The 25649-nt window shown below is 72.0% G+C and carries 24 protein-coding genes and 1 tRNA gene; 6 read left to right on the top strand and 19 right to left on the bottom strand.

What is annotated here, in order from left to right; all coding sequences use genetic code 11:
• Positions 1–93: 93 nt before the first annotated feature.
• Positions 94–978 carry a LysR family transcriptional regulator gene (locus ACI797_RS08220; RefSeq protein WP_456858131.1) on the bottom strand — a complete coding sequence of 295 codons (885 nt, stop codon included), beginning with the start codon at positions 976–978 and terminating at the stop codon, positions 94–96.
• A gap of 129 nt (positions 979–1107) precedes the next feature.
• On the opposite strand from ACI797_RS08220, the gene ACI797_RS08215 reads away from it, so the two are divergent.
• Together ACI797_RS08215 and ACI797_RS08210 are read left to right on the top strand one after the other, a co-directional pair.
• A complete protein-coding gene (locus ACI797_RS08215; RefSeq protein WP_456858130.1) occupies positions 1108–1965 on the top strand; it encodes a hypothetical protein in 858 nt (285 codons plus the stop codon).
• Between the two features lie 880 nt (positions 1966–2845).
• A complete protein-coding gene (locus ACI797_RS08210; RefSeq protein ID WP_456858129.1) occupies positions 2846–3166 on the top strand; it encodes a hypothetical protein in 321 nt (106 codons plus the stop codon).
• Positions 3167–3371: 205 nt separating this feature from the next.
• Here the strand turns inward: ACI797_RS08210 and ACI797_RS08205 are convergent, their stop codons facing one another.
• A complete protein-coding gene (locus ACI797_RS08205; RefSeq protein WP_456858128.1) occupies positions 3372–4628 on the bottom strand; it encodes an IS110 family RNA-guided transposase in 1257 nt (418 codons plus the stop codon).
• 495 nt (positions 4629–5123) lie between these two features.
• On the opposite strand from ACI797_RS08205, the gene ACI797_RS08200 reads away from it, so the two are divergent.
• On the top strand, positions 5124–5498 hold the full coding sequence (locus tag ACI797_RS08200) for a DUF1304 domain-containing protein (RefSeq protein WP_456858127.1): 375 nt from the start codon (positions 5124–5126) through the stop codon (positions 5496–5498).
• Between the two features lie 551 nt (positions 5499–6049).
• Here ACI797_RS08200 and ACI797_RS08195 read toward each other — a convergent pair.
• The 4 genes from ACI797_RS08195 to ACI797_RS08180 form a co-directional block, all read right to left on the bottom strand.
• A complete protein-coding gene (locus ACI797_RS08195) occupies positions 6050–6235 on the bottom strand; it encodes a hypothetical protein (RefSeq protein WP_456858126.1) in 186 nt (61 codons plus the stop codon).
• Complete coding sequence (locus tag ACI797_RS08190; protein ID WP_456858125.1) at positions 6236–6901, bottom strand: hypothetical protein; 666 nt, start codon at positions 6899–6901, stop codon at positions 6236–6238.
• A 224-nt stretch (positions 6902–7125) separates the two neighbouring features.
• Positions 7126–7929, bottom strand: a complete 804-nt coding sequence (locus ACI797_RS08185; protein WP_456858124.1) for a transposase — start codon at positions 7927–7929, stop codon at positions 7126–7128.
• 69 nt (positions 7930–7998) lie between these two features.
• A complete protein-coding gene (locus ACI797_RS08180; RefSeq protein WP_456858123.1) occupies positions 7999–8454 on the bottom strand; it encodes an IS110 family transposase in 456 nt (151 codons plus the stop codon).
• A gap of 474 nt (positions 8455–8928) precedes the next feature.
• Between ACI797_RS08180 and ACI797_RS08175 the strand changes: the two genes are divergently transcribed.
• Complete coding sequence (locus tag ACI797_RS08175) at positions 8929–9312, top strand: PIN domain-containing protein (RefSeq protein WP_456858122.1); 384 nt, start codon at positions 8929–8931, stop codon at positions 9310–9312.
• A gap of 167 nt (positions 9313–9479) precedes the next feature.
• Positions 9480–10688: a site-specific integrase gene (locus ACI797_RS08170; RefSeq protein WP_456858121.1), complete on the top strand. Its 1209-nt coding sequence runs from the start codon at positions 9480–9482 to the stop codon at positions 10686–10688.
• A gap of 108 nt (positions 10689–10796) precedes the next feature.
• On the opposite strand, the gene ACI797_RS08165 is transcribed toward ACI797_RS08170, so the two are convergent.
• A tRNA-Asn gene (locus ACI797_RS08165) sits at positions 10797–10869 on the bottom strand.
• Between the two features lie 136 nt (positions 10870–11005).
• Here ACI797_RS08165 and ACI797_RS08160 point away from each other — a divergent pair.
• Positions 11006–11215: a hypothetical protein gene (locus ACI797_RS08160; RefSeq protein ID WP_456538089.1), complete on the top strand. Its 210-nt coding sequence runs from the start codon at positions 11006–11008 to the stop codon at positions 11213–11215.
• A 224-nt stretch (positions 11216–11439) separates the two neighbouring features.
• On the opposite strand, the gene ACI797_RS08155 is transcribed toward ACI797_RS08160, so the two are convergent.
• From ACI797_RS08155 to ACI797_RS08100, 12 genes are all read right to left on the bottom strand, one after another.
• Positions 11440–12018, bottom strand: coding sequence for a hypothetical protein (locus tag ACI797_RS08155; protein ID WP_456858120.1), 579 nt, complete (start codon positions 12016–12018; stop codon positions 11440–11442).
• A complete protein-coding gene (gene dnaG, locus ACI797_RS08150) occupies positions 12015–13904 on the bottom strand; it encodes a DNA primase (protein ID WP_456858119.1) in 1890 nt (629 codons plus the stop codon). Before dnaG ends, ACI797_RS08155 begins: the two co-directional genes overlap by 4 nt.
• Positions 13904–14419: a hypothetical protein gene (locus ACI797_RS08145; RefSeq protein WP_456858118.1), complete on the bottom strand. Its 516-nt coding sequence runs from the start codon at positions 14417–14419 to the stop codon at positions 13904–13906. The genes dnaG and ACI797_RS08145 overlap by 1 nt, the downstream gene beginning before the upstream one ends.
• Positions 14416–15045, bottom strand: a complete 630-nt coding sequence (locus tag ACI797_RS08140; RefSeq protein WP_456858117.1) for a YdcF family protein — start codon at positions 15043–15045, stop codon at positions 14416–14418. The genes ACI797_RS08145 and ACI797_RS08140 overlap by 4 nt, the downstream gene beginning before the upstream one ends.
• 58 nt (positions 15046–15103) lie before the next feature.
• Positions 15104–17794, bottom strand: coding sequence for a pyruvate, phosphate dikinase (gene ppdK / locus ACI797_RS08135; RefSeq protein ID WP_456858116.1), 2691 nt, complete (start codon positions 17792–17794; stop codon positions 15104–15106).
• Between the two features lie 195 nt (positions 17795–17989).
• Positions 17990–18319, bottom strand: a complete 330-nt coding sequence (locus ACI797_RS08130) for a hypothetical protein (RefSeq protein WP_456538097.1) — start codon at positions 18317–18319, stop codon at positions 17990–17992.
• Positions 18320–18437: 118 nt separating this feature from the next.
• Complete coding sequence (locus ACI797_RS08125; protein ID WP_456858115.1) at positions 18438–18887, bottom strand: hypothetical protein; 450 nt, start codon at positions 18885–18887, stop codon at positions 18438–18440.
• The gene (gene dusB, locus ACI797_RS08120; protein ID WP_456858114.1) at positions 18884–20041 is read right to left on the bottom strand and encodes a tRNA dihydrouridine synthase DusB; all 1158 of its coding nucleotides are present in this window, start codon (positions 20039–20041) and stop codon (positions 18884–18886) included. Before dusB ends, ACI797_RS08125 begins: the two co-directional genes overlap by 4 nt.
• 94 nt (positions 20042–20135) lie before the next feature.
• Positions 20136–20504, bottom strand: a complete 369-nt coding sequence (locus ACI797_RS08115; RefSeq protein WP_456858113.1) for a hypothetical protein — start codon at positions 20502–20504, stop codon at positions 20136–20138.
• Between the two features lie 202 nt (positions 20505–20706).
• Positions 20707–22443, bottom strand: a complete 1737-nt coding sequence (locus ACI797_RS08110; protein WP_456858112.1) for an ABC transporter ATP-binding protein — start codon at positions 22441–22443, stop codon at positions 20707–20709.
• Entirely contained in the window at positions 22440–24110 is a 1671-nt protein-coding gene (locus tag ACI797_RS08105; protein WP_456858111.1) for an ABC transporter transmembrane domain-containing protein, read from the bottom strand. Before ACI797_RS08105 ends, ACI797_RS08110 begins: the two co-directional genes overlap by 4 nt.
• A gap of 57 nt (positions 24111–24167) precedes the next feature.
• Positions 24168–25583, bottom strand: a complete 1416-nt coding sequence (locus ACI797_RS08100; protein ID WP_456538103.1) for a glycine--tRNA ligase — start codon at positions 25581–25583, stop codon at positions 24168–24170.
• Positions 25584–25649 lie beyond the last annotated feature (66 nt).

Here is a 25649-nt window from a genome sequence, read left to right as displayed (position 1 = left end):
AGCTCAGCGCGGATCGTCGCGATATGCTTCACGAGGAGATCGCCCGACGCTCGCGCATGAAACGGGCAGTAGGTCGCGAAGAACGACGCACCTCTATCGCGAGGGATACGCGACTCTATCGACGATCTCGAGGAATCGCTCGACGATCTCTGACGAGTTCTCTTTCACCGCACTCACCGAGAAAGGCCAGCCCGGAGCGTCGATCACCGGCTTCGACGTCACGCGGGGATGGCGCACGAAGGCGGCGACGTCCTGAGGCACCAGGTACCCGCCGACACCTGCCGCGACGAACGCCAGCGCCTCTTGGAGGTCACGTACGCGCGGACCTCTGCGCACGGCGCTGCCGTCGGGACGGGGGCTGAGCAGGACCCAAGCCAGGTAGGCCGGGTCCGACGAGTCGGGTTCCAGTAACGGCAGCCGCGCGAGGTCTGACACCTTGAGCTCGTCACTGGCGGCGAGTGGGCAGCTCTCAGGGAGCATGAGAACCCGGGGCTGGACGGTGAGGATTCGGGTCCGGATCCCCTCGTGGCTGAAGGGACCCCAAAGGAACGCGACGTCCACCTCACCGGCTCGCAGGACCTCGATGATCTCGTCCCGATGGGTGTAGACGAAGCTCAGCTCGACGCCTTGCATGCCCTCGTTGACGGCATCGAAGATGCTGAACGTCAACTCGAGGGGCCCATAGTCGGAGAATGCGATTCGCAGCGACGGCGCGCCTCGGCGGCGCTTCCAGCTGTCGATGCGGTCCAGCGCGCTGACCGCCTCACGAGCCAACGGAAGGAGCTCCCGGCCGGCCGCGGTTAGCTCCACGGCTCGGGACGAGCGATCGAACAGCGAAGCGTTCAACACCTTCTCCAGCCGCGCGATCTGCTGGCTCAGCGCCGGTGTCGTGAGGTAGAGCGCTCGTGCGGCGCGCCCGAAATGCAGTTCCTCGGCGACCTTCACGAAGGCGCGTAACGCCGTCGGGCTGGCGTCCATCCGGCCTCCCCGGAACGAGAGGGATTAAGCGGTCCTAAACGATAAGCACCCGGATCGACGTGGACGTCGTCCCGCCACCCTCCGGATACTCCTAGCACCAGACCAGAGCTTAGCTTAGGAGGAGCCGCAATGAAATTCATCCTCGCATTCCGCCCTAAGCCGGAGGGCACCCGAGAACTGTTCGACTTCGAGTGGGGCGTCATCCATCCCACTCTCATGATCACGACGCCGTCGGTCATGCGCGGTTTCAAAAGGTACGCACAACATCGAACGCCCGACGGTGTGAGCGACGAGTTATACCAGTACGGAAGTCACGATATGGGGTGGTACGCCTTCTCCGACCACTGGTTGGACAGCCTCGAAGACCTCTTGGCAATGTTCCATGGTGATGACTACCCACAGCGGATGCAGCCGCACAACTTCGCCGACCACAACTTCGTCATCGAACTGCTCGAGGGCGAGGTGATTCACGACCAACCGCGCCCGTTCACAGGTCGAGGTGGCGTGAAACTTGTCAACTTCATCGCCCGTCGGGAAGGCGTGGATCAGACGGCCTTCGCGGCGTCCTGGAATGGTGACTACGCAGAGAATCTGCGACGAATCGCCGCTTCCGACCTCGTCAAGCGCGCCGTGCTCAACACGCAACTTCCCCTTGACGCTGCGACATTCAAGGGCACCCTTTTCGAGATGGGCGGCGTCCAGACCTACGCCGGCACCGAGGAGTTGTGGTTCGCCGACCTCGCAGACCTCCATTCCTACCTCAAGGTCGTCGACGACGACCAAGACACTGCGAAGGTCAAGCAGGAGCTGATCGACGTGGACCGCAGCTTCAGCATGGTGGTGGTTGAACGGGTCGTATGGGACTACACCGCAGACCAACCCCTACCTCGCCCGGCGGTCGAGAACCCAAAGAGCCTCGAGGCGCTTCTGCTTCAACAGGAGAAGCCGTGGGGCCGGTGGAACACCATCGGGCCGGCCCATGACTGACGGATAGTGGGATCACGTCGCGGCTCCACGACCGCGGCACTGATGACACGGGACGACCGGCGACGTCTTCGGGCGCGGATCCGGCTCGCCATGGACATTGGCCGCCAGCCGGCGGATAAGATCCGGCTCAACTCCGGTGACGTCGTCTCACTTCCGGACGGCTTCACTGCTACCTGGCGGGCCCTCCTGCCGTCGGCCAGGTCACGGACGTGGCCTGACTGGGCCGCCGGGCGGCGACTGGGGTGGGCACCGCGAGTTCGTCACGCTCAGCCACAGACGAAGTGAGGGGCGAGGCCGGCCACGCGGCAGGTTGCCGCGGCGTTTCTGACCACCATTTTGACCACCATTGCGCCGTGTTCGGCACCGTTCGCCGCCGTTCCGTATGCCGGTTGACCTGCGCCAATGAACTTCGGCGGACGGTCGTGAAGCCGCCGCCTACGGCTGGGGGTCAGGGGGTCGCAGGTTCAATCCTGTCTGCCCGACAGTGGGAAGCCGCAGTTCAGGGGCCGTGTCCGGAGAGATCAGGAACGGCCTTTGACCGCCTTCTGGGGGGTTTGACCACCATTAGGCCACCCTTAGCTGCTCGCTGAGCAGCACTGACGGTTCCTCACGAAACCTTTCGGTTCCCGAGTTCGGTGACGGAGAGCCCCGTGGTTATCGGTCGAGGGTGCCACATCACCGGCTGCGTTGCGCCGTAGGGCATGTAGGCGACATTGGCGATCGGCGTCCCGATCGGAACCGAGTAGACCGGACGGCCCCGGGGACGAGCCGTGGTCAGGCAGGCTGCGCCAGGCTACGACGACCCGAAGGCCCGCCGCAGCGGTGTCAGGGCGGCAAACAGACCGGCTCGTCCTTCTGGGCTGACTCGCGGGGGTCTCCGGTGCCGGCCGACCTCGACCAGCTTCTGGTGCCGCACGGAGTCTTCGACGACGACTGGCTGGCCAGCCAGACTGAGCCGGGTTCGTCAGCGAGTCGAGAATGGGGGTCCGACGAGCTGCTCCCGCGGGCGGTTGCGCTGGCCGGTGAGCTGGCCGCCCGGCCGTCGGAGGCCTATCGGCTGGCCAAGGACCAGCTTCACCGCCCCGCGATCGCAGCGATCGAGTCGAACGCCGGCGACGACGCGGCGGTCCTCGCGGGCTGGACCTCCGCCGACACCCGGCTGCGGATCGAGGCCACCCTGGCGGCGCTGGCCCGGCGCTAGGTCAGATCCCACACTGCCAGGCCGTCATGATCGCGTTCGCAGGCGTTCACTGTCGTTCCGTAAGCCGCCTGACCTAGGAGGACGGACTGTGGCGGACGGCGGTGTACGACCGCGAACATCGTCAACTGCAACCAGAACTGCAACCACGTCAGCGCCGCTGTGAGTGTCTCTGAGGGCGGCTAATCCGAAAATCCCGGAACCTCGGTCAGGCTGCGGGGTTGAGGGTGACTGAGTAGCCGAGCGCCTGGAGCTCGCGGATGTGATGCCGGGCCTTGCGCTCGGGGTTGTTGCGCTTGGCGTAGTAGTCCGGGCCGAGGTCGATGAACTGGGCGTCGGTGTCGGAGAGCAGCGCCCAGATGATGACCAGGATCGAGCGGCCGATCGCGACGATGGCCCGCTTCTTGCCGCGGCGTCGGGCGATCCGCCGATATCGCTCACCGAGGAACGTGTCGGTGCGGGCGGCGCTGACGGCGGCCTCGCCGAGCACGCGGGCCAGGTAGCGGTTGCCCTTGCCGCTGGCTGCCTTGCCGGTAGGGCGGCCTGCGGACTGGTTGACCCCGGGTGCGAAGCGGGCCCAGGAGGCCAGGTGTGCTGGGGTCGGGAAGCGGGTCATGTCGGTGCCGATCTCGGCCAGGATCATCTGCGCGGCGACCGGTCCCACGCCGGGGATCGCGTCGAGTTTGGCGACCGCGGGTGCCAGCTCACCGATCTGTTCGTCGATGCGAGCCTGCACGGCGGTGATGTCGGCGGTGGCTTCATCGACGCGGTGCAGCATCTGGGCGAGCAGGAAGGCGTGGTGGTCGGTGAATCGGCCGGTCAGGGCCTCGGTCAGGCGGGCGGTTTTGGAGCGCAGGCTGCCCCGGGCCAGGTTGGCGAGCACCGCCGGATCGCGTTCGCCGGCGATGAGCGCGGCCATCATCGCCCGTCCGGACGCGCCGAACGGATCGCTGACCACGGCCGTGAGCTTGATCAGCGCGTCCTCGAGCAGCTTGTCCACCCGCTGCTTCTCCGCGGTGCGCACCGCGAGCAGGTCCACCCGGTAGCGGGTCAAGTCACGCAGCGCCCGGATGGCCGGCGGGGGCACGAAGGACGGGCGCAGCATCTGCCGCTCGGCGACCTTGCACAGCCACACCGCATCCAGCCGGTCGGTCTTGGGCCGGCCCGGCAGGTGCTTGACGTCGTGCGCGTTGACCAGCCAGGTCTCGAACCGGTTCTCGAGCAGGTAGAACGGCGCCCGCCAGTAGTCGCTGGTCGCCTCCATCACCACCCGGGTCACGCCGAGCTCGGCGAGCCAGTCACCCAGCTCGAGCAGCGCGGCGGTCATCGTGGAGACGGTGCGAACCTCCTGCATCCGCTGCCGGCCCGGGCCGGGCACCCGGGCGCAGCACACCACCTCGGCCTTGGCCACATCCAGCGCGGCGACCCGCTCGATGATCTCGGGCTCGTCGGTGTCGATCCGCATCGCCTTCGCCTCCCCGGTCTCGTTGTGGGGCGGTCACCCGTGGGAGCTGCAGGGAAAGGCGAATCTGATCCTCGTGCTCGAAGCACACGCAACGGCCCACAGCGCAGCTCCCGGCGCCCGACTTCAGACCGGCCACGATCGACCAAGCCACCACGACGTCGACGGGTGGCCGCGCACCATTTTCGGCCCGGAACGGCGCTCCCCGACAGGGGACACCCAGGACTTCAGGGACAGGGAGCAGAGTTGCCCGCCCGCCACCGCTGTCCGGGCCCGATGCCGATCCGCTCCGACACCCGGCCGGAACGACGCTCGTGTCGCGAGCCGCATGTCGCCACCGCGCGCGAGCACGCGGCGTTGAACGACGTCATCGACGCAGTCCCTTTGGGGCACTAGGCCTACGGCCGTCGCCGGACCTTCGCCGCGTCTGGGAGAACCAATTCCCCGTTGTTCCAGTCCCGCCCCGCGGCCGGCCCGCTCTCGCTCATACTGGGCGCCGTGAACGCAGTGGCGCAGACCTTCGCGATCATCGCGGCTGTGTGCGGCGTCACAGCGTTCGTATTGGAAAGCTTCTTGTTCGGACGGCCGAGTGTGCAGACCTTCCTTCTCGGAAGGCCGGAACCGGCGGCAAGCGTCCGAATGTGGGCCTTCAACCAGGGCTTCTACAACCTCTTCCTCGCAATTGGTCCGGCGGCCGGGGTCGTCGCGTATCACCTCGGACAGCAGAGTGCAGGTCGTGCACTGGTGATCTACGGCTGCGCGTTCATGACGGGGTGCGGTGTCATCTTGTTTGTTTCAGATCGACGGCTGTGGCGCGGCATGATCGGTCAGAGCGGACCACCACTGGTGGCCCTCATCGCGGCGCTCATGTAGCCGCGCCGCTCGGCCTAGCACCCGGGTCCCGGGGCGCTCCTCAAGCGGTGTGGCTTCGAGGTCCGTGGGGCCGCCCGGCGCTTCGGTCGTCGTGGGAGCGTTGCTGGCGTTCCTCGACGCGGGGTGGACCGCATCGTCGGCGGTGTCGTGAGCCGGCTCGCTGGGAGCGTCGAGGCGCGCTCGCACGGACCGTCGGACGGATCGGTCGGTGTCCCTAGGTGGGCCGTTTAGGGCGACCCGCGACGGGCCGCGACGGACGGGGCGCCAGTCCCCGTCAGCGGCGGCACCACGCGCCAGCGGCACGGACCCCACACACAGCCCCGAAGCGCAACCAGAGCGGCAACGCAGCCTCGCCGCAGTCAAGGCAAGTCCTGCTCAGTGCGCCGCGGCACGAGCACCGGGCGGGTGGGCCCACCGGGGAGGGTGTCCTCCTCACGGAGGGGCTGGTGCACCGCACGCTGTCGCTGGAGGCTTTCGGCGGCCGCCGAAGTCGACTGCTGGACCGACACCTGCGCCGGCTGGCGGCGTGCTGGTGACGGCCGGCGGGCCAATCAGAACCGGACGGTCTGCCGCTCGTCGTACGTCCCTCCGTCGTCGTCCTGCCAGGTCAGCTGCAGTGTCCCCATAGTGCTGGCGTTGCTGAAGCCGGCGAACACCGGGAACTGAACGCTGCCACCGCGGGCCAGATACTCGACCGGCTCCGCGCCGTGGATCTGCGGCCCCTCCTGACCTTCCACCTACGCCACCGTCACGGCCCGCGCGGTGGACCCTCCGTCGTTCGTGAGCACCAGGTAGTGCCGCGTCCTGTAGCTGAACTTCCCCTTGGTGTCGACGCCAGACTGTTCGCGTTCCTCCGCGGCGCTGGCCACCACCCGTGGCTGACCGGCGGCCGGGGTGGCTGGCGCCTCCGGGGTCTGCAAGCCGAACCGGTCGCGGACGAGTCCGAGCAGCGCCCGGCGAGCCTGGTCGACCAGGGACGGGATGGTTTCGTACCGGCCGAGCAGTCCCCAGCTCTCCGCCTTCTTGCGGAAGTCGCGCACCGCCTGCAGCTGGTCCAGGTCCATGCTGGAGGGCACCGCCGGCATGCCCGAGAAGTAGAGCAGCACCGGTTTGCCGGCCGCGCGGAATCCCTCCACCTCATGAACGGTGCCGCTGGCCGCGTCCGGGGTGGGCGTGCCCAGCCGGGTCCAGAACACGCCGAGCAGCACGTCCGCCTGCTCGGCAACCTGCCGGTCGATCAGGTGCTGCGGGTGATCGCCCAGCTCCGGCCGGGAGTGCGTCTCCCAGCCGACGGGCAGGAGCACCACCCGGTATGCGGCCGCGTGTTCGTCGTTCCACGCCCAGATGGCTTCCCGCAGCGCCTGGCGCTCCGCGGCTACGTCCCCCGGGGACGCGATCAGCACCTGCACCACGTTCGCTGAGAACGGCATGGCAACCCCCCGTGTTTGATGCAAACCCGGGAGGACGTTATCGGGCCGGGTTCACAGGTTCGGTGGGTCTCAGCGCACAGGCAGCGCACCCCAGGGGTGTGTCCTGAGGCCGCCTTCAGAGACGCCTCGTCGGCAGATGATCAGCTGCTGCCGATGCGGCGCCCGCTCTCCGCGCCGACGACCTGAAGACCTCAAGATCATCCGCCGTCACAGACCCGTGAATACCGGTGCTGCAGGCGCGCGCCAGCGCGGGGCGGGCGAAGCCCGTCCTCCAGTACTTGTCCAGTAAGTCGGGCGGCCGGATCGAGGACCACGGTGTGCCCGAGGCGTTCAAGCTGGGCGACCAGCCTGCGGGTGTGCGCCTCGTCGTGGCGCTTGGCCAACCAGTCCGGCCCGAGGTCTCGGTAGGGCTCGTCGCGCAGCAGCATGAAGTAGGCGGAGACAAGCATCGAGTGGGCGACCGCGACCGCCGCCCGGCTCATGCCCCGCCGGCTGGTGAGCCGGGCGAACTGGGCCGACAGGTAGTTGCTGCCCTTCATCCGCCCCACCGAGCCGGCCGCCTCGACCAGCATCGCAGTCAGCCACTTGTTGCCATGCGGGGCGGCCGTCGGATGCCGCTTGCCAGCCGACTCGTGCACTCCCGGCGCCAACCCCGCCCAAGAGGCCAGATGCTCAGCGGTCGGAAAGCGAGACATGTCCCCGCCAGTCTCGGCCAGGATCACCTGCGCCACCTTGGGACCCACTCCGGGAATGGTTTGCAGCAGTTCCAGCTGGTGCGCCCAGGGCTGGCAGGCGGTGGCCAGGACCGCGTCGAGCTCGGCGAGGGCGTCCTCGATGAGCTGCACCCGGTGCAGCATCGTTCGGGCCAGCTGAGCATGCTGATCGTTGAAGTTGCCGGTCAGCGCCTCGACCAGCTGCGGGATCTTGATCCGCATCTTGCCCTTGGCCAGCTCGGCCAGCACCCGTGGATCACGCTCGCCGGCGATCAGCGCGGTCAGCATCGCCCGGGCCGAGACCGCTGGTCAGACTGGCCGCCACCGACGACAGCTTGATGCTCGCGTCCTCCAGCATCAGCTCCAGCCGGGGGGGACCTCCCGCGTCCGGTCGCCCATCAACTGCACCCGATAGCGGGTCAGCATCCGCAGCCGCCGAATGTCGGGCGGCGGCACGAACGACGGCCGCAGCAATCCGCACTCCAGCAGCTGGGCGATCCACTCCGCGTCCCGGACATCGGTCTTCGGCCGGCGCACCGCCTTGATGTGCGCGGCGTTGACCAGCAAGGTGTCCATGACCTCCTCCAGGCAGTAGAACGGCGCCTTCCAGTAGGTCGACGTCGACTCCATCGCCGCGATCGTCACGCCCTCGGCCAGCAGCCAGTCCCGCATCACCTGCAGCGCTCGAGTGGTCGTCGGAAATGTCCGCGTCTCCGACCGCCGCCCACGCCGCGCCCCGGGCGTGCGCCCGCACGCCACCAGCGTCGCCTTACCGATGTCCAGCCCGGCGACCCGCTCGTACAGCACCTCCACTGCCGTTCCCTCCCCTGCTCGCCACCGATTCGGTGTCGTCCGGAGGGACCTCTGCCTGGAGACAGACCCACGCGCTCGCAGCCGCAATCAAGGGCACCCGAGGACCCCGCGCCATACACCTCTGCGGGCTCTCCCGCACCACTGTGTGTCGACGTCGCCGGACCCGAACGCATTCTCATCGCCAAGGGCGGCGATCAAGATCGCGATGGATTACACCTCTTGCTCATCGGAGTCTGATGCCACCTGGGGAAAGACACGGTTCCGGCAGGTACGAGGAACTACTGTCTGCTCCATGGGCGAGACCGGCAGGGTCGAGGATCCCCTCGCGGGGTGGGATCCGAGGCGCCGTTCGGCGCTAGAGCGCCTGTGGCACCGGTTTCAAAGGGCGTCGGGCGGGGCGCGCCTGAGTGACCAGGTGATCGCCGACCGACGAAGAGAGACAGCGGCGAGCGACGGCCAGGAGTCTGCCGGCCAGTGATCGTCCTCGACGCCTCCGCGCTGTTGGCATTGCTCAACCACGAGCCCGGCTGGGAGGTCGTGGCCCGCGTGGCCTCTGCTGAGGACATGACCATCAGCGCGGTCAACTACTCCGAGGTGCTGCAGAAGGCCGCCCGGATCGGTATCGCTTCGGGGGAGATCGACCAGGTCCTGGACGAACTGGCGATCACCGTCACGCCCTTCGGCCGCCTGGACGCCCGGCTCGCGGCGTCGTTCTACCGCCACCGGTCGGACCTGAGCCTTGCCGACCGGGTGTGCCTGGCTTTCGGACGCAGCCTGGACAGCGCGACGTACACCACCGACCGGCAGTGGCTGAACTGGGCCGATGACCTTGGTGTGCGGGTCGTTGCCATCCGCTGACGCTGGTCCCTGCTCGGCAATCAGGCCCGGGTGGAGTTCTCGTCCTCGCGAGGGCGCTCGATGCGCTGCTGGAGAAGGACTGGAGCCCTGGTCGGCAGCATCGGCGGCTGTCAAGCCCGGGTCCACAGGCCCGGGCCCGTCCACAGGCACTGGCCGGAGCGCTCGCCATGAATCCGGATGCCTCGCACGCTGACCGAGCCCGCTGCAGAAGGGCCGACAGCCGAGGAGACCCCATGGGCAGGCCGCCACTGGCCGTGGGGACCTTCGGGACGATTCGTTTCGAGCGGCTCGGCAGGAACCGCGTGCAAGCGTCGACCAGCTTCCGCGATCCCGACGGTCGGCGCCGTCACGTCCTGCGCGCCGGCCCGACTCGAGCACAGGCCGAGCGGCTGCTGCGTGAAGCTCTCCGTGACCGTGCCAACACCGCGGCCCCTCCCCTGCCGGCCGACAGCCGGCTCAGCGCCATGGCCGCCCAATGGCTGGCCGACACCGACGCCAGCGACCTGGCGATCGGCACCAAGCGGCTGTACCGGTTCGCTGTCCAGTCCTACGTGCTGCCCGGCCTCGGCGAACTGCTCCTGCGCGAGCTCACCGTTACCACCGTCGACCGCCTGTTCACCGCCGTTGCCGCCCAGCACGGCCCGGCCGCGGCCAAGTCCACCCGCAGCGTGCTGTCCGGCATCCTCGGGCTCGCCGTCCGCCACGGGCTGCTCCCCACCAATCCGGTGCGCGACGCCCCGGCCCGTCGCACCGGCCGCAGCCAACGACGCCCCCGCGCGCTCAGCAGCGAGGACGTCGACCTCCTGCGCGCCCGTCTGGCCGCCGATGCCGCGGCGGTCCGCCGGGACCTGCCCGATCTCGTCGACTTCCTCCTGGGCACGGGCCTGCGCATCGGCGAGGCCTGTGCGCTGCGCCCGGCCGACGTCGACCTCAACGCCGGCACGCTGACCGTCACCGGCACCGTCATCCGGCAGCCCGGTCACGGACTGATCATCCAGGACGTGCCCAAGACCGGCGCCGGGCGACGCACCATCCCCCTGCCCGCACGCACCCTGGACCTGCTCCGCCGCCGCCTCGCCGACCTGCCCTCACAGGAGGGCGCCCCTGTGCTCTTCCCCAGCCCGAACGGTCACCTGCGCGACCCCAGCAACACCAGCGGCGACCTCCGCCAAGCCTTGGACCGGGCCGGCCTGCCCTGGGTCACCTCGCACACCTTCCGCAAGACCGTGGCCACCCGACTCGACGACGCCAGACTGTCCGCCCGCCAGATCGCCGACCACCTCGGCCACAGCCGGCCCAGCCTCACCCAGGACGTCCACCTCGCCCGTGGAACCGCCAGCGTGCGTACAGCGGCAGCCATCCGCCGGGCCCTGTAGCGAGCCGCCGCCGACGTCAGACGACGCGAAAGTTGGGGGGAAACAGCAAACAGCGCAATTAATGGTCCCCGGATCTCACGATCGACGAGGTGCTGACCAGGAGCTTTGCTCCCCCGATTGGACTCGAACCAATAACCCTGCGATTAACAGTCGCATGCTCTGCCAATTGAGCTACGGGGGATCGGCGGGCGCTGCCCGCGCGACGGATCGAGAGTACCTGACGCCTCCGGGCCGCCCGGGACCGGCTCGTGGAGCCGCGCGTCGGGTGTCTCACAGGTAGCGTGATCACGACGTTCCCAGCCCCCAGGAGGTCCCCCGTGGCGAAGCTGTCCTTCCTCGCCGGTTTCGGTGCCGGCTACGTGCTGGGCGCTCGCGCCGGCCGCGAGCGCTACGAGCAGATCCGCCGCGCCTGGGAGCACGCCAAGGACGACCCGAAGCTGCAGAGCGTGGCGGGCATGGCGCAGGCCCGCGCCGACGCCGTCGTCCAGGGCGTCAAGGCGAAGATGGGGAGCGACGCCCCGCAGTAGTCCGGGGCGGGTCGCCGGGCGCGGGTGCGGGGGCCTGGCGCTCGGCGTGCACCTGCACCTCGATCGACGTCGGTGGGCCACCGGGTCCCAGATCTCCTCCAACGGCGCGAGCACCGAGCCCGGGATGCCGCGCCGCCGCGCCCGCCGGCCCAGCAGAGCGAGGCCGACCGGGACGCCGACGAGCACGGTCGCGCCCCCGACGGCCACCGCGAGCTCGCCCACGCTCAGTCCGGCTGTTCGGCCGCGACGGCGTCGGCGAGCTTCTGCCGCGCCACCTCGCGGGCGGCCGGGTCGTTGCGGTCGGCGTCGTCGTCGAACACGACGGTCCACTCGCGCGCGGCCTGACCGGGCAGCCGCCGGGCGACCAGGACCACCCCTCCCCCGCCGGGCAGCGGCGACCGGCGGCTGGCGACGACGGTCTGGTCGACCCGCCGCCGGAGCACGGCCGGCAGGTCGCCGGCGTCGGCCAGCGCGTGCCGCTCGGCGGGCAGCCGCGCCTGCACGCCGGGCTCCACCTCGGTCAGCGGCGTGACGACGAACGTGCCGCCGTCCCCTTGCTTCTTCCAGGTGGCCGTGCCGACCTCGTGCCAGGGCAGCACGCCGACCTCGCCGGCCTGCTCCAGCGGCAGGTCGGCCGGCACCCGGCGCAGCCCGCGCGAGGTCGCGGCCAGCCAGCCCTCCTCGCCGGCCAGCACGCCCCAGGCGAGCACCCGCTCGTCGGGGTCCGACGACGCCTGGACGACGGCGCGCACCAGCTCCGGCGGTCGCGCGAACCGCCGCCGCAGCGTGTCCACCAGGCTCATGGCGTCAGCCCGCCCATCGCCCGCTCGCGCAGCGACCGCGCCTGCTGCTCCAGCGCCAGCAGTTTCATGAACGCCTTGTTGTAGGCGTCGGCCTCCTCGACCGGGTTCATCCGCTGCAGCCGGCCCTTGAGCGCGGCCACCTCGCGGACGGTCGCCATCTCCTGCAGCCGGGCAAGGATCGCGTTGACGTACACGGTGTCGGACTCTCCGCCGATCGAGCGCAGCGGCTCGACGGCCAACGCCGTCAGCTGTGCCCGCGCCGTCTCCCGGTCGCAGTGGCGGGCCACCTCGTCCAGCCATTCCGGCCCGGTCACCCGGGCCGCGGCCGCTCCCCCGGCGGCGGCGACCGCCGCGGCGACGGCGGCGTAGTCGGGGTCGGTGTAGGACTCGGGCGGGATCGCGTCGAACGAGGGACCGGCGACCTCCGGCACCTGCAGCGCCGCCTTGACCGCCTCCCGCTCGACGCCGACGGCGATCTCGTCGGGGCCGCGCCGCGGCACCCGCCCCCGGCCGCGGCTCTGCGTGGGGACGTCGCCGCCGGTCACCCGGCGCACCCGCTCCAGCACCTCGGCCTCGTCGGTGTTGCCGATCAGCCCGGCCAGCCGCCGCGCGTAGGCCGGGCGCAGCGCGTGGTCCTTGATCTGCGCGAGCAGCGGCGCCGTGCGCTCGAGCGCGGCGACCCGGCCCTCGACGGTGTCGAGGTCGTAGTCCTGCAGCGTCGTCCGGAGCACGAACTCGATCAGCGGGGTGCGCCGCGCGACCAGGTCCCGGACGGCGGCGTCGCCGTGCGCCTGCCGCAGCTCGCACGGGTCGCGGCCGTCGGGCTCGACGGCGACGAAGGTCTGCGCGACGAAGCGCTGGTCCTCCTTGAACGTCTTCATCGCCGCCGCCTGGCCGGCCGCGTCGCCGTCAAAGGTGTAGACGACCTCGCCGCGGAACTCGTCCTGGTCCATGAGCAGCCGGCGCAGGACGGCGATGTGCTCCGGGCCGAACGCGGTGCCGCAGGACGCCACCGCGGTGGTGACCCCGGCCAGGTGGCAGGCCATGACGTCGGTGTAGCCCTCCACGACGACCGCCTGGTGCCGGCGGGCGATGTCGCGCTTGGCCCGCTCGATGCCGTAGAGCACCGAGCTCTTCTTGTACAGCGGCGTCTCGGGGGTGTTCAGGTACTTGGGGCCGGGGTCGTCGTCCATCAGCTTGCGGGCTCCGAAGCCGATGACGTCGCCGGTGATGTCGCGGATCGGCCAGATGAGCCGACGGTGGAACCGGTCGATCAGCGACCCGCGGCTCGATTCCTTCGCGAGGCCCGCGGTGACCAGCTCCTGCTGGCTGAAGCCCTTGCCGCGCAGGTGCCGCGTGAGCGCGTCCCAGCCGCCCGGCGCGAAGCCGCACCCGTAGTCGACGGCGACCTGCCGGTCGAAGCCGCGGTCGGCGAGGAACTGCCGCGCCGGCACCGCCTCGGGCGTGCGCAGCTGCTCGGCGTAGAACTCCGCGGCCGCGGCGTTGGCGGCGACCAGCCGGGCCCGCTGCCCGGCCTGCGCCCGGTCGGGCGCACCCGTGGGCCGCCCGCCGTCGTCCTCGTAGTGCAGCTCGACATTCGCCTTGCCGGCCAGGTGCTCGACCGCCTCGGAGAACGACAGGTGATCGATCTTCTGGATGAAGGCGATCACGTCGCCGCCTTCCCCACACCCGAAGCAGTGGTACAGCCCGCGTGCCGGCGTGACGTGGAAGGACGGCGACTTCTCGTCGTGGAACGGGCAGAGGCCCTTGAGGCTCCCGCCACCGGCGCGCTTGAGCTGCAGGTGCTCGCCGACCACCTCGTCGATCCGGCTGCGCTCGCGCACCAGCGCGATGTCGGCCGCCCGGATCCGCCCACGCCCGGCCATCAGCTGCTGCCCCCGATCACGGCGGCGCCGGTGGCGGCGGTGACCGTCGCGGTGTTGCGGCGGCTGATCACCAGCTCGACCCACAGCAGGAAGACCTGCTGCTCCAGCGGCAGCTCGTCGGCGGTGAGCGTCGGTCGCGGCGACCAGCCGCCGGTCGACCCGCTCTCGGCGATCTGCCGCCCACCGGCGAGGTAGCGGTGGGCGCCCTTCCAGAACGAGACGACCTGCAGCTCCACCGGCGTCCCGGCCAGGTCGAGCCCCCAGGTGCCCTTCCACATCGAGGTCTGCCGGGCCGTGAGCAGCGCCGTCCCCTCCGGGTCGGTCGCGCGCCGGGCCGTCAGCGTCCCCTTGGCCTTGGCGTAGACCCACTCCGCCTCGCCGATGACCGCCGTGGCGGCCTCCTTCCAGTTCGCCGCGCGCAGGACCGCCACCACGGCGCCGTCGCGCAGCACCGGCAGCTCGCCGTTCGCGACGCCCGCCGTGCCCGCCTTGCCCAGCTCCAGCACCGCCGTCACCCGATCCCCGGCGCGCCGGCGACGCTCTCGCCGGTCGCGCGGTAGAGCAGGTAGGCCGCCGTCTCCCGCAGGATGTAGCGGAACTGCGTGGCGCGGGTCTGCACCGCCGGACCCTGGCGCGTGGGCGAGCTCTCCGCCTCCATGCCCGAGTCCTCGGCCATCCGCTCGGCACGCAGCGCGTGCCACGGGTCGGTCACCAGAACCGCCGTCGTCCAGCCGCGCTCCTCGAACGCCGCGCCGACCGCCCGCATGCTCTCCAGCGTGTCGACGCCCTCGGGCAGGGCGAGCAGCGCGTCGTCCGGCACCCCGGAGTTCGCGAGGTAGGCGGCACCCGCCTCGGCCTCGGTGAACTGGTCGCCGGCGGCCTTGCCGCCCACCGTCACGATCACCGGGGCCACGCCCTGCTCGTAGAGCGTGAGCGCGTGCTCCAGCCGCGCCTCGAAGATGGACGACGGGACGCCGTTGTACTGCGCCGACCCCAGGACGACGATCGCGTCGCTCCCCGGCCGGGAGTCCTGCCGCGCCGTCCACCAGATGCCCAGCGCCGTGGACACGACGAGCAGGAAGACGGCGAGCACGGCGGCCGCGACCACCCTGCTCACCCAGCTGCCCAGCCGCACCCCCACGCGTCATGGGTACCACGCGGGGCCGACCGGGTGAGGCGCCTGGGGACGGTGTGCCGCCTCAGCTGCCGACGTGCTCCGCGCCGAGCGCCGCGCGACCGGCCTCCAGCCGGGCCACCGGCACCCGGAACGGCGAGCAGGACACGTAGTCCAGGCCCACCTCGTGGAAGAAGTGCACCGACTCGGGATCGCCGCCGTGCTCGCCGCAGATGCCCAGCTTCAGGTCGGGCCGGCCGCGGCGGCCGCGCTCGACGGCGAACTTGACCAGCCGGCCGACGCCGTCGCGGTCGAGCGACTCGAACGGCGAGATCCCGAAGATCCCCTTGTCGAGGTAGGCGTGGAAGAACGCCGCCTCGACGTCGTCGCGCGAGAAGCCCCACGTCATCTGGGTGAGGTCGTTGGTGCCGAAGGAGAAGAACTCGGCCGAGTGGGCGATCTCCTCGGCGGTGAGCGCCGCCCGCGGCACCTCGACCATCGTGCCGATCGGCACCTGCAGCTCCACCCCGTGCTCGGCGCAGATGTCGGCGATCACCTTCTCCGACTCCTCGCGGATCGCCTCCAGCTCCTGCACCGCACCCACCAGCGGGATCATCACCTCCGGCCGCGGGTCGCCGCCGGCCTTCTTCCGCTCGCACGCCGCCTCGACGATCGCGCGCACCTGCATCGCGAACAGCCCGGGTACGACCAGCCCCAGCCGCACGCCGCGCAGGCCGAGCATCGGGTTGGACTCGTGCAGCCGGCGGACGGCGGCCAGCAGCCGCAGCTGTCCCTCGTCGGGCTGCCCCTCGGCCTCGGCGACGGCGACCCGCACCGACAGCTCGGTGAGGTCGGGGAGGAACTCGTGCAGCGGCGGGTCGAGCAGCCGCACCGTCACCGGCAGGCCGTCCATGGCCTCGAAGATCTCGGTGAAGTCCTGCTTCTGCATGGGCTCGAGCGCGTCGAGCGCGGCCTGCCGCTCCTCGTCGCCCTCGGCCAGGATCAGCTTCTCCACCAGCTGCCGCCGGTCGCCCAGGAACATGTGCTCGGTCCGGCACAGGCCGATGCCCTGCGCGCCGAATCGGCGGGCCCGCGCGGAGTCCTCGGGCGTGTCGGCGTTGGTCCGGACGCCGAGCGTCCGCCGGGAGTCGGCGTGCGTGAGGATCCGGTGGACCGCCTTGACCAGGTCGTCGGCGTCCGCGGCGTCGGGGTCCAGCTCACCCTCGAAGTAGCGGACGACGGACGACGGCTCGACCGGCACCTCGCCCAGCCACACCCGGCCGGTGGAGCCGTCGATGGAGATGACGTCGCCCTCGTTCACCACCGTGCCGTCGGGCGCGGTGAACTTCCCCGCCTTGGTGTCGACCTGCAGCTCCTCGGCGCCGCACACGCAGGTCTTGCCCATCCCCCGCGCGACCACGGCCGCGTGCGAGGTCTTGCCGCCGCGGCTGGTGAGCACGCCCTGCGCGGCGATCATCCCGGACAGGTCGTCGGGGTTGGTCTCCCGCCGGACCAGGACGACCTTCTCCCCCTTCTGCGCCTCCTCCACGGCCCGCTCGGAGGAGAACACCGCCTTGCCGACCGCGGCGCCGGGCGAGGCGTTCATGCCCTGGGTGAGCTGCCGGGCGTCCCCGCCGGAGACGAACCGCGGGAACATCAGCTGGGCGAGCTGGTCGCCGGTGACCCGCCGGACCGCCTCGTCCATGTCGATGAGGCCCTCGTCGACCAGCTGGGTGGCGATGCGGAAGGCCGCCGCGGCGGTCCGCTTGCCCACACGGGTCTGCAGCATCCACAGCTTGTTGCGCTCGACGGTGAACTCGATGTCGCACAGGTCGCGGTAGTGGCCCTCGAGCTGGGACATGATCGACATCAGCTCGTCGTAGGCGCCCCGGTCGATCTGCTCGAGCTCGGTGAGCGGCACGGTGTTGCGGATGCCGGCGACGACGTCCTCGCCCTGCGCGTTCTGCAGGTAGTCGCCGTAGACGCCCTGCTCGCCGCTGCCCGGGTCGCGGGTGAACGCCACGCCGGTGCCGGAGTCCATGCCGAGGTTGCCGAAGACCATGGCGACGACGTTGACCGCGGTCCCGGCGTCGCCGGGGATGCGCTCGCGGCGGCGGTAGAGAATCGCCCGCGGCGAGTTCCAGCTGTCGAAGACGGCGTTGATCGCCAGGTCCATCTGCTCGCGCGGGTCCTGCGGGAAGTCGCGCTCGGTGTGGTCGCGGACGATGGCCTTGAACCGCTCGACGACGTCCTTGAGGTGCTCGGTGTCGAGGTCGAGGTCGAGCTCGGTGCCCTGCTCGCGCTTGACCTCGTCGAGCGCGTCGTCGAACAGCTCGCCCTCGATGCCGAGCACGGTCTTGCCGAACATCTGGATCAGCCGGCGGTAGGAGTCCCACGCGAAGCGCTCGCTGCCCGACTGCGCGGCCAGACCCTGCACCGACTCGTCGTTGAGGCCGACGTTGAGGACGGTCTCCATCATCCCGGGCATGCTCGCCGCGGCCCCGGAGCGGACCGACACCAGCAGCGGGTCCGCGGGATCGCCGAGGGTCTTGCCCATGGCCTTCTCGAGCGCCGTCAGGTGCTCGGTCACCTGGTCGGCCAGCTCACCGGGCGGCGCCCCGTGCTCCAGGTAGTGGCGGCAGGCGTCGGTCGTGATCGTGAAACCGGGCGGGACGGGCAGCCCCAGGTTGGTCATCTCGGCGAGGTTCGCGCCCTTGCCGCCGAGCAGGTCCTTCTGGTCCTTGCTGCCTTCGCTGAAGTCGTAGACCCACTTCACGATGCCCACCTCCGCACCCGGTCAGCCGCCGCACCCATCGTCGTGGAAAGGTGCGGCGACCGGCAGACGTCTTGGACGTCCTGTCGAGAATGTTGGAGAAGATCGTGGCGGACGACGCCGCCGAAGGCGAGCCCGGGAAGGGTGACACGGGTCACCCGGGCGCCGGGATGTCCCCGGCGCCCGGTCCCGCGGTGGTCAACCGACCAGGATGAACCCGAGGACGGCGAAGACGACGACCAGCAGGCAGACGATGATGCCGACGATGAGGCCGGTGCGGTTCTTCGGCGAGGGCGGCGGCGAGACGTAGCTCGGGAACCCCGTGGCGAACTGGGTCGGCTGCTGCTGCTGCGGCGTGGGGGCGAACTGCGGCTGCGGCGGGAGCTGGACCTGGCCGGGGAAGACGACCTGCGTCGGCGCAGCGGGCTGCGGTGCGGCCGGCGGCGCCGGAGCGTAAGCGGGCCCCTGCGCCGGTGCGTAAGCGGGGCCCTGGGGGCCGGCAACGGGCGGGTACGGCGGCTGCGACAACGGACTTCCTCTCGAGCGGGCCCGGCGGTCGGTCAGCCGGGCGGCGCCATGGTTGCAGGCTCGTCCGCTCATGAGAAGGCTTACGGCCCCGCCTCTCCGCGCTCCCGCGAACCGGAACTCAGCCGGACGACGACGTTCCGCAGACCTTCGCGCCGCCCTGGCTGACGACCGTCAGGAACGTGCTGGTCACCGCCCCGTCGTCGGTCCACTCGACCTCCACGCGCTGCGCCGAGCCCTCGCCGTCCTCGGCGCCGACGACCTCCCCGGTGCCGGGCACGAGGTACTCGTCGGCGAGCCGGTCGGGCGCCACGCGGGCCTGCTCGGACTCGCACAGCAGCTCGAACGCCGTCTCGGTGTCGCCCTGCTGCAGGGCGGCGACGAAGACGCCGGCCACCTCGCGCGCCTGCTCGTCGGCCGAGCCCTTGACCAGCGGCAGGGCCAGCGCGGCGGCGACCGCCGCCAGCACGGTGCCGCCGAGGACGACCACCAGCAGGCCGCGTCGGCTGCGGGCCGCCCCGGTGTGCAGGGGCTCGGGGCCCTCGTCGTACAGGTACGGGCCCTGGGTCACCCCCCGCTCACCTCCAGCTCGGCGCCGGCGGGCGGGCGCGGGTCGTCGCGGTCGGCCAGCCAGCCCTCCGGCAGGGCCACCGGCCGCGGCGGGCTGGTGCGCCCGCGCGGGGCGCCCAGCACCTCCAGGGGGTAGGGCTGCTCGGGGATGCGGTCGAGCAGGCCGGCCAGCTCGTCGAGGCTGCTGACCATCGCCAGCCCGCGGCGGACGTCGGAGCCGACCGAGAAGCCCTTGAGGTACCAGGCGACGTGCTTGCGGAAGTCGGTGCAGCCGTGCCGCTCCCCCTGCTCCTCGCTCAGCAGCGTCGCGTGCCGGAGCATCACCGCGGCCACCTCGCGCAGGCTGGGCAGCGCCCGCTCCGGCGTCCCGGCGAAGGCGGCGGCGAGGTCGCCGAACAGCCAGGGCCGGCCCAGGCAGCCGCGGCCGATGACGACGCCGGCGCACCCGGTCTCGGCGACCATGCGCAGCGCGTCGTCGGCCTCCCAGATGTCGCCGTTGCCGAGCACCGCGATGTCCACGTGCTCCACCAGGCGGGCGATGTGCGACCAGTCCGCCGTCCCGCTGTAGAGCTGGTCGGCGGTGCGGCCGTGCAAGGTGATCGCGGCGGCGCCGGCGTCCTCCGCGATCCGCCCCGCCTCCAGGTAGGTGTGGTGCTCGGCGTCGATGCCCACGCGGGTCTTGACCGTCACCGGGACGTCGCGGGCGGCGGCCACCGCGGCGCGCACGATGTTCTCGAACAGCCGCCGGCGCCACGGCAGCGCCGAGCCGCCGCCCTTGCGGGTCACCTTGGGCACCGGGCAGCCGAAATTGAGGTCGATGTGCGCCGGGCGGGTGCCGGCGACGTCCTCGTCGACGAGCATCTCAACCGCCCGGCCGACCGTCGCCGGGTCGACGCCGTAGAGCTGCACGGAGAAGGCGTCCTTCTCGTCGGGCGTGGCCCGGACCATCTGCAGCGTCTTCTCGTTGCGCTCGACCAGCGCCCGCGTGGTGATCATCTCGCAGACGTAGAGGCCGGCGCCGAACTCGCGGCACAGCGTGCGGAACGCCGGGTTCGTGATGCCGGCCATCGGGGCGAGGACGACGGCGGGGTCGACGGTGAGCGCGCCCAGCCGCAGCGGCGCGGTCGCCGTCGCCGGCTCGAGCGTCGTCGTCACTCCACCCAGGGTAAGTGGGTCGCGCCCGCGAGACCGGAAGACCCCCGACGGTGCGGGGGCCTCCGGCGCGCGTCCCGTCGACGGCTGCGCGGCGTCACCAGAGCGCTTGGACCAGGGTTCCGTCGTGCAAGGTGGCCGCCCTCCCCTTGCTCCAGTCCATGAAGGCCGGCAGGTCCTCCCAGCTCTCCATCGCCATCTTCCAGTGGTTGGGCACACCGGCCGGGGTCTCGTAGACCTCGTACAGGACGAAGATGGTGTTGCCGGTCGGCGCCGAGTTCGGGTCCGTCGGGTCCTCCAGCTGCGGACCCTTGGAGATCCGGTAGGACAGCAGCGCCTCGTCCCCCTCCCGGGGGTGGCCCGTCATCCACTGCGCGTGGCTCTCGAAGATGCGGTCGCCCTCGGCCACGTCGTCCGGGCCGACGACCCACATGACGCAGATGTTGGTCTTGCCCTTGTCGGACATCGTCGTTCCCCCTGATCCTCCGTTCGGCTCCCAGGCGGAGTGCGGGGACGTGGCGGTTCGGAGCAGGGATCGGGAGCAGGCCTCCTCGTGTCCGGGCTGCTCCTCGACGATGCGGGCCGGGCCGCACGACCCTGCCTCGGGTCCTGGGCGGCCGATCATGCTCCCGCCCGCCGGTGGCGACCAGATCCGGACGGCCCTGCCCTCAGCCGGCCCAGGCCGCCCAGAGCGCGGCGTAGCGGCCGCCGGCGGCGACCAGCTCGTCGTGGGTGCCGGCCTCGACCACCCGGCCGTCGTCCATGACCAGCACCCGGTCGGCGGCCCGCGCCTGGGTGAGCCGGTGCGCCACGGTCAGTGCCGAGCGCCCGCGCACCGCGGCGGCCGCGGCCTGCTCCAGCTCGCGCGCGCCGGCCGAGCCGGCCTCGGCGGTGGCCTCGTCGAGCACCACCACCGCCGGGTCGGCGAGGACCACCCGGGCCAGCGCCAGGTGCTGCGCCTGCGCCGGCGTCAGCGCCTCCCCGTGCTCGCCGACGACGGTGTCCAGCGCGTCGGGCAGCGCCTGCACCCACCGCAGCGCGCCGGTGGCGGCCAGGGCGGCGCACAGCTCGCCGTCGGTGGCGGCCGGGCGGGCCAGCGCGAGGTTGTCGCGCACGGTGCCGGCGAAGACGTGCACCTCCTGGGTGACGACGGCGATGCAGCGCCGCAACCGCTCGGGACCCAGCTCCCCCAGCGGCACGCCGCCGAACGTCACGGTGCCGGCGGTCGGCGCCAGCAGCCCCGCGGCGAGCCGGCCGAGCGTCGTCTTGCCGGCGCCGGTGGCCCCGACGACGGCCACCCGCTCCCCCGCCGCCAGCCGCAGCGTCACGTCCCGCACGACCGGCCGCCCCGGCACGTACGCGTAGGACACCGCGGACAGCTCGAGGTCGCGACCGGCCGGCTCGGCGCCGCCGGCCGCGGGCGGCTGCGGGAGCAGCGCCACCCCGGCGAGCCGGCTGAGCGACGCGCCGGCCGACTGCACCTCGTCGAGCACGAGCAGCAGCGCGCCCACCGGGTTGAACAGCCGGTGGAAGTACAGCGCGGCCGCGGTCACCGCGCCGACGGTCACCGCGTCGGCGCGCACCAGCAGGAACCCGGCCGTGAGGACGGCGGCGAGGCCGACGAACTCGGTGCGGTTGTTCCGGCCGAAGAACCGGGTGAGCAGCGTGAACACGTCGACCGACAGGGTCAGCGCCCCGCGGGAGGCCGCCTCGACCCGGGCCCGCTGGTCGGCCTCCAACCGCAGCGCCCGGAGCGTGCCCGCCCCCTGCAGCCCGGTGACCAGCGCCTGGGCGCGCTCCCCGTTGGCGGCCCGCTCCCGCCGGTACATCGGCCCCGAGCGGCCGAGGTACCAGCGGCTGGCGGCGGCGTACAGCGGCGCGACCACCAGCCCGGCCAGCCCGAGCCGCCAGTCCAGCGCGAACAGCCCGGCGGCGGTGAGGAGGACGGCCAGCAGCGAGTCGACCAGCAGCGGGACGGCGTCGACGAGCGAGCGGGCCACCGCGCGGACGTCGTCGCCGACGCGGGAGAGGAGGTCCCCGGCGCCGCCCCGCTCGACCTCGCCGGCGTCGAGGTGCACCGCCCGGTCGAGCACCCGCTCCCGCAGCTCGGCCAGCACCGGCTCGCCGGTCCGCGCGAGCAGCGCGATCGAGGCGGCCGTGCACGTGCCGCCGACCACGGCGGCCGCGGCGATCGCCAGCGCCGACGCGGTCACCGCGCCCGCGTCGCCGGCGGCCACCGCGTCGACGATCCGCCCGAGCATCCACGGCCCCACCAGGCCGGCCAGCCCCACCGCGGTGAAGGCGGCGATCGTGAGGACCAGGACCCCGCGGCGCCGGCGCGCCAGCGCCCAGGCCAGGCGGGCGGTCTCCCGGCGCCCGGCGACGGGCAGCAGAAGCCGGCTCACCGGGCCACCAGCGCGCGGTACACCGGGTCGTGCAGGAGATCGGCGTGCCGGCCCTCCCGGAGCTGCCCGCCGGCGACGAACAGCACGCGGCTCGCCTGCGCGAGGAGGGCCGGGCTGCCGGTGAGCAGCACCGTGGTGCACCGCGCTCCCGCGCCGTGCCGGGCCGCGCGCAGGCCCTCGGCGATGCGCTGCTCGGTGACCGCGTCGACCGCGCTGGTCGGCTCGGCCATGACGAGCACCGGCGTCCCGGTGGCCAGCGCCCGCGCGAGCGCGATCCGCTGCCGCTGGCCGCCCGACCACGCGGCGCCGTCCACGACGACCGGCTGCTCGAGCCCGTCGGGGTGCAGCGCGACGACGTCGGTGGCGGCCGACTGGCCGAGCACGCGGGCGAGCTCGTCGTCGGCCAGCCGCGACCGGGGGTCGACGGCCGACCGCAGGGTGCCCTCGAACAGGTCGATCCGGGTGTCGGTGACCAGCAGCCGCTCGCGGGCGGCGGCGGTGCTCAGCTCGCCGAGCGGCACCCCGCCGAGGACGACCCCGCCGCCGTCCTCCCCCCGGAGCCGGGCGACCAGGTCGCGGGTCAGCGCCGGGTCGTCGACCACCACCGCGAGCAGCTCCCCCGGGCGCGCGGTCACGACCGAGCCGGCCAGCTCCAGCGCCAGCTCGGGCGGGTCGGCCGCGTCGGTGCGGGACCCGGCGGCCACCAGCGGCGGGCCGGCGAGGAAGGCGGCGATCCGGCCGGCCGAGGCCCGCGAGGTGGCCGCCTGCGCGCCGAGCTCGCCCAGCCACTGGATCGGCCCGGACAGGAAGGCGGCCAGCCCGACGATGGCGATGAGCTCGCCGGTGCCGATGTCGCCGGCCAGCGCCGCCCGGCCGGCGAGCAGCGCGACGGCGGCGAGCAGCAGCCCGCCGAGGGCGACCGACAGGCCCGACAGGGCGCCCACCGAGCGCGCCATCGCGATGCTCGCCGTCCGCGCCCGCCGGCTCTCGGTGCGGAACCGCGCCGCGGCAGCGTCCTCGGCGCCGATGCCCTTGAGCGGCCGCAGGCCGCGCACGAGGTCGGTGGCCACCCCGGTGGCGCGGGCCACCGCCGCCTGGTGCTCCCCGCTGCGCCTCTCGATGCGGGGCGCGAGCAGCAGCGTCGCCGCCACCACGGCCGGCACCCCGCCGAGCACGACCAGCCCGACGACGACGTCGGCCCGGACCAGGACGACGGCGCCGGTCACCAGCGAGACCAGGGAGGCGACGGTGAACGACACCTGGTGCAGCACGTTGCCGACCGACTCGGCGTCGGAGGTGGCCAGCGACAGGGTCTCGCCGGGCAGCAGCTCGGTGCGCACGCCGCGGGGGTGCAGCACCCGGTCGGCGACCTCCATGCGGAGGTCGTGCGTCTCCTCCTGCATCGCCCGCACGGTCGTCCGGGCGCCGAACCGGTAGGCGAGGCTGAGGACGACGAACAGCACGGCCAGCCCGCCGAGCCACCGCAGCAGCGCGCCGACGTCGGCGCCGGCCACCGCCCGGTCGACGACCACGCCGATGAACACCGGGACGAGCGCCTCGCACAGCTGCCAGAGGCTGAGCAGCAGCACCGACAGCGCCAGCCGCCCGCGGTGCCGGCGCAGGGCGCGCAGCAGCAGCCGCCCGCCCGTCGTCGGGGCCTCAGCCACGGGACGGACGGGCGGTGCGCACGCGGGAAGGCTAGCCTGACCTTCCCCCGGCCCGGCTCAGCAGACGGGCAGCCGCTCCTTGAGGTAGCCCTCCACCCGGTCGAGGCCCACCCGCTCCTGCGTCATCGTGTCGCGCTCCCGCACCGTCACCGCGTCGTCCTCGAGGGTGTCGAAGTCGACGGTGAGGCAGTACGGCGTGCCGATCTCGTCCTGCCGGCGGTAGCGGCGGCCGATCGCGCCGGCGTCGTCGAAGTCGACGTTCCAGCTCTGCCGGAGCTTCGCGGCGAGGTCGCGGGCCTTGGGCGAGAGGTCGGCGTTGCGCGACAGCGGCAGCACCGCGGCCTTGACCGGCGCCAGCCTCGGGTCCAGCCGCAGCACCGTGCGGGTGTCGACGCCACCCTTGGTGTTGGGCGCCTCGTCCTCGGTGTAGGCCTCGATGAGGAACGCCATGAGCGAGCGGGTCAGGCCGGCCGCCGGCTCGATGACGTAGGGCACCCAGCGGGTGCCGGTCGCCTGGTCGAAGTAGGAGAGGTCGACGCCGGAGTGCTCGGTGTGGGTCTTCAGGTCGAAGTCGGTGCGGTTGGCGATGCCCTCGAGCTCGCCCCACTCGGAGCCCTGGAAGCCGAAGCGGTACTCGATGTCGACGGTGCGGGTCGAGTAGTGCGACAGCTTCTCCTTCGGGTGCTCGTAGTGCCGCAGGTTGTCCGGGGAGATGCCCAGGTCGGTGTACCAGCGGGTGCGCTCGTCGATCCAGTACTGGTGCCACTCGGCGTCGGTGCCGGGCTCGACGAAGAACTCCATCTCCATCTGCTCGAACTCGCGGGTGCGGAAGATGAAGTTGCCCGGCGTGATCTCGTTGCGGAACGACTTGCCGATCTGGCCGATGCCGAACGGCGGCTTCTTGCGGGCGGCGCCGCTGACGTTGGCGAAGTTCACGAAGATGCCCTGCGCGGTCTCGGGCCGCAGGTAGTGCAGCCCGGACTCGTCCTCGACCGGGCCGAGGTAGGTCTTGAGCATCATGTTGAAGTCGCGCGGCTCGGTCCACGCGCCCTTGGTGCCGCAGTTCGGGCAGGTGATGTCGGCCAGGCCGTTCTCCGGCGCCCGGCCCTTGCGCGCCTCGTACTCCTCCTCGAGGTGGTCGGCCCGGAACCGCTTGTGGCAGTGCTGGCACTCGGTCAGCGGGTCGGTGAAGACGCCGACGTGGCCGGAGGCGACCCACACCTGGCGGGGCAGGATCACCGAGGAGTCCAGGCCGACGATGTCGTCCCGGCCCTGGACGACGGTCCGCCACCACTGCCGCTTGATGTTCTCCTTGAGCTCCACGCCCAGCGGCCCGTAGTCCCAGGCGGAGCGGGTGCCGCCGTAGATCTCACCGGACGGGAAGACGAACCCCCGGCGCTTGCAGAGGTTGACCACCTTGTCGAGGTGGGCGGGGTCGTGCGTCTTGGACTTGGCGTTGGCAGGGGCTGCCACAGGTGCTCCATCCGGCTGGCGGTCGGCGGGGGTTGACCCGTCCACGGTAGTCGGCGGCCCGCGGCG

The organism is Geodermatophilus sp. SYSU D00691, assembly GCF_054050275.1.
The sequence above is the reverse complement of the archived record's forward strand: the minus strand, read 5'-3'. Positions and strand labels throughout refer to the sequence as shown.